This is a genomic window from Leptolyngbya cf. ectocarpi LEGE 11479, assembly GCF_015207065.1.
GTDB lineage: Bacteria > Cyanobacteriota > Cyanobacteriia > Phormidesmidales > Phormidesmidaceae > Leptothoe > Leptothoe ectocarpi.
Genome location: NZ_JADEXP010000509.1, coordinates 1 through 3,155, shown reverse-complemented (window position 1 = coordinate 3,155; position 3,155 = coordinate 1). Strand labels below are relative to the sequence as shown.

Annotated in this window: 4 protein-coding genes and 1 pseudogene; 1 reads left to right on the top strand and 4 read right to left on the bottom strand. The window is 48.2% G+C overall.

The genetic code is table 11. The features are described from left to right. Nucleotides 1-143: 143 nt before the first annotated feature. From IQ260_RS29160 to IQ260_RS29145, 4 genes are all read right to left on the bottom strand, one after another. Entirely contained in the window at nt 144-533 is a 390-nt protein-coding gene (locus tag IQ260_RS29160) for a PH domain-containing protein (protein WP_193996566.1), read from the bottom strand. Beyond that, nucleotides 523-903: a ribonuclease P protein component gene (gene rnpA, locus IQ260_RS29155; RefSeq protein WP_193996565.1), complete on the bottom strand. Its 381-nt coding sequence runs from the start codon at nt 901-903 to the stop codon at nt 523-525. Before rnpA ends, IQ260_RS29160 begins: the two co-directional genes overlap by 11 nt. Before the next feature lie 25 nt (nt 904-928). Beyond that, nucleotides 929-1,066 (bottom strand): 50S ribosomal protein L34, encoded by a 138-nt coding sequence (gene rpmH, locus IQ260_RS29150; RefSeq protein WP_193996564.1) that lies wholly within the window; start codon nt 1,064-1,066, stop codon nt 929-931. Between the two features lie 102 nt (nt 1,067-1,168). Further along, complete coding sequence (locus IQ260_RS29145; protein WP_193996563.1) at nt 1,169-1,777, bottom strand: DUF2808 domain-containing protein; 609 nt, start codon at nt 1,775-1,777, stop codon at nt 1,169-1,171. 887 nt (nt 1,778-2,664) lie between these two features. Here IQ260_RS29145 and IQ260_RS29140 point away from each other — a divergent pair. Then, nucleotides 2,665-3,155, top strand: a pseudogene (locus tag IQ260_RS29140) (Re/Si-specific NAD(P)(+) transhydrogenase subunit alpha); the annotation flags it as partial.

Sequence of the window (3,155 nt, the reverse complement as noted above, 5' to 3'; positions counted from 1 at the left end):
CTTAGGGACCGAAAATCAGATTATAGAACCTGCGGGTTAGAGGGGCATTAACGACCCGAACAATGGATGTTTTGCATTACCCGACCATAGAAAGAAAAATACGGCTGCGACCGTACGCCCCATCCAACCTTAATTACCCTACTTTAAGTATTCAGTCCGCTAGCCACACGCGCCTTAGATGAAATATGCTCGGTAATCTGGTCATAGAGTTCACGGAAGTTAGGCAGGGACCGTAACTCTAGCCGGCTGCCATCTTTGAGTTGCACAGCCATATCACCCCACATACCCAGACCACGGGGAACAACGGCCACTCGGGTCACCTCTGAATAGATCAGATCGGTACGATTGCGTCCCATCCATCCACCTGTGACCGAAATACGGCGATTGGTGATGCGATAGCGCACCCACAGTGCCCGAATAATCGCCCCGATCGTAATGGGGATACACACAACGGTAAATGCCAGCAAACAGCTAAAAATCAAATCACCTTTGTGGGGACCACCTTCGTAATAAACTTCCTCTTTAATGGCCATGCAGCACCTCCAGCTCCACCAATAGTTTCTCTAATTCTCGCAAAAATTCGTAATATTCGCAGGATATGGCGGGTGTCCGCACATTAATAACGACCCACCAAGCCCCATGGGCTCTGGGTAGCAAGGTTGTGAGTGCTGCATGAATTTGGCGCTTAATACGATTGCGCACCACTGCTCGCTTATGGACTTTGCGGCTAATGGAAACACCAAAGCAGATACCCGACGAAGGTTGATTGGACAACCTTTCATCGGGTATCTGCTTTTTTAAGGCTTTAACGGCGAGGCAATAGCTGCCTGCTCGTCGTCCTTGACGATATACCTGGGAAAAAGAACGCGGAGATCGCAGTCTATGTTGCCTTGGTAACGCCACGGGTGCGATCGCAACTCAAGCCAACTTAAACAGCTAACCGAGCCCGGCCTTTCTTACGACGGGCTTGAATAACGCGACGGCCATTAACCGTACGCATCCGGGTACGAAAACCAGAAACGCGCTTACGCTTACGAGATGTACCGCCGAGGGTGCGCTTAGTCATGGCGATTGCTCCTAGGTCTGCTCAAACAAAATACTACGTGCGCCCATTGGCGCGGTTTCTGATAGTAACATGTCGCCGCAGCCCTTGAACAGGCCTGGAGCATTAGTCACGATCATCATAGGCCACTAGCATTTCCCAAGTGCCTATGTAGGTAGCCAGCTCCTCGCCACGGGGAAATACCTGTAGATTAGTCCGCAGCATCAACGCCCGATTTGGACTACGAACCTTATTAAACTCAATCGTGATCGAAGTATCAGCAGGAACGTCTTCAGCTAGGTAGATTTCAATCTTATCTAGATCTTCCGACAGGTCATTGGCACCGCTAAAGACCACATCGTCCCAGATAACTTCATCCACTTCAATCGGATCGCCCTCGCTATCAATGCGGCCATAGCGCACAGTGATCTCGTCTAGATCAATGCGCCCCCTGTAGCGGGAAAAAGACTCGGGTAAGGTGACCACTAAAGCCGATGTCGCCGTCTGCAACTGGTCACCATTGACTCCTAGAGCCCAATGGGTACGCGTGTTACGAGGGGTGTTATTGAGCAACCGATAGGAAAGACGATACTCAGCGTCTGTACCCCCAAAAATAGTCAGACCGTCAGTCTGATAATAGTCCTGAGCCAGAGTCGGCGCAGTTACCCCAACCACTGTGGCAGACGAAAGCAGCAGACCGGCCATCCCCCATCGGACAATGTTCTTAAGTATCATTGCTCACTCCTCAAGCTCACCTTACAGATTAGAAAAATTAGAACTCATCTAGAATTATCACAGGGCCAGAGATGCTTATTCAACTAGAGGGACGGTTTACTCAATTGACCCCGCTAGCAAAGCGCTCACCCCTAATTTATAGATAGACTCAGCCCTTTCAACAGTCATTATTACCTACAAAAAAGTAAGCACCAGGGCTTTTATTTGTACCTACCCTCCTAAGTTTACACATTTACAGAGCGAAACTTTTCTTAAAATCAGCACATATACTCAAAACCAAAGTTAGGTGCTGCCCTATGCCCTACTAAGGGAGGCGACTGAAGCTTGGCAGCCACTTTCTAGAGTCTGCCTGGGCACCATTATTAACTTTAAAAAATCTAGAAATAATGAGAATTTACGACACAAGATTTAGAAATATCTGCTCATCTCAGGCTTGTGTCAAAACGTAAATCTTCCTAAAGAAGTGAGCACTTTTTGAGGGTTAAATTAGTCAGAATAAATATAACGCTAGGAGCTAACTTCTCAGTCCCTACACTCAACTTTTGTCGGTGAAACATTTATTCACAAAGACTGGCCGTTGGCTCTTTTACGCGCTAGTCCAGTCTCTAATAGCAGCAGCCTCTAATAACAGTAGAGCAGTCGATAAAACCAATAGATTTCACTCAGTCGTAAAGTTACCTGAGAGGCATGTTTATCAAAGAGCGAGAACAGGCCCGATCATGAGTCGAAACAAAGACTTAATACATTAGAGCAAACACCCGCCTTTTCGTTAAAGAAAGCTGCAAAATCTAAAGTTATTCCTATTAGATTGCACTCAATTGTGATCCCACTTCCATAGTGTTTTTAACAACAGTCGTTAGCCCAGTTAGTTCATCAAAGGATTTACTATGACCATTGCACTCGACCACGGTGCTATTGACCAACAAGCGTCACCTTCCGAACGTCCTAAGCGCATTGGTGTCCCCAAGGAAGTTACCCCTGGGGAATGCCGTGTTGCAGCCACTCCCAAAACTGTCAAAAAACTCCAGGCCCTGGGCTTTGATGTCCTGATAGAAGCAGGTGCTGGCGAGCGAGCTGAGTTTTCAGACCAAGCCTATCGGGATGCAGGCTGTCAGGTCGTTGCCAATGCGTTCGAACTCTGGCAAGAGGCCGATATCGTATTAAAAGTGGAACCGCCTGCCCACCATCATGAACTGAACTGTGATGAAACTGAGCTAGTCCACAGTGGTCAAACTCTAATTAGCTTTTTGTGGCCCGCCCAGCACCCCGACTTGCTAGAGCAGCTTGCTGCCAAGCAGGTTACCGCCCTAGCGATGGATTCAGTCCCCCGCATTAGCCGGGCTCAGAAAATGGACGCCCTCAGCTCCATGGCTAATGT

Excerpts from the sequence above, each read along its gene's own strand:
- IQ260_RS29160 (WP_193996566.1), bottom strand. The coding sequence starts at position 533 with ATGGCCATTAAAGAGGAAGTTTATTACGAAGGTGGTCCCCACAAAGGT.
- rpmH (WP_193996564.1), bottom strand. The coding sequence starts at position 1,066 with ATGACTAAGCGCACCCTCGGCGGTACATCTCGTAAGCGTAAGCGCGTT.
- IQ260_RS29145 (WP_193996563.1), bottom strand. The coding sequence starts at position 1,777 with ATGATACTTAAGAACATTGTCCGATGGGGGATGGCCGGTCTGCTGCTT.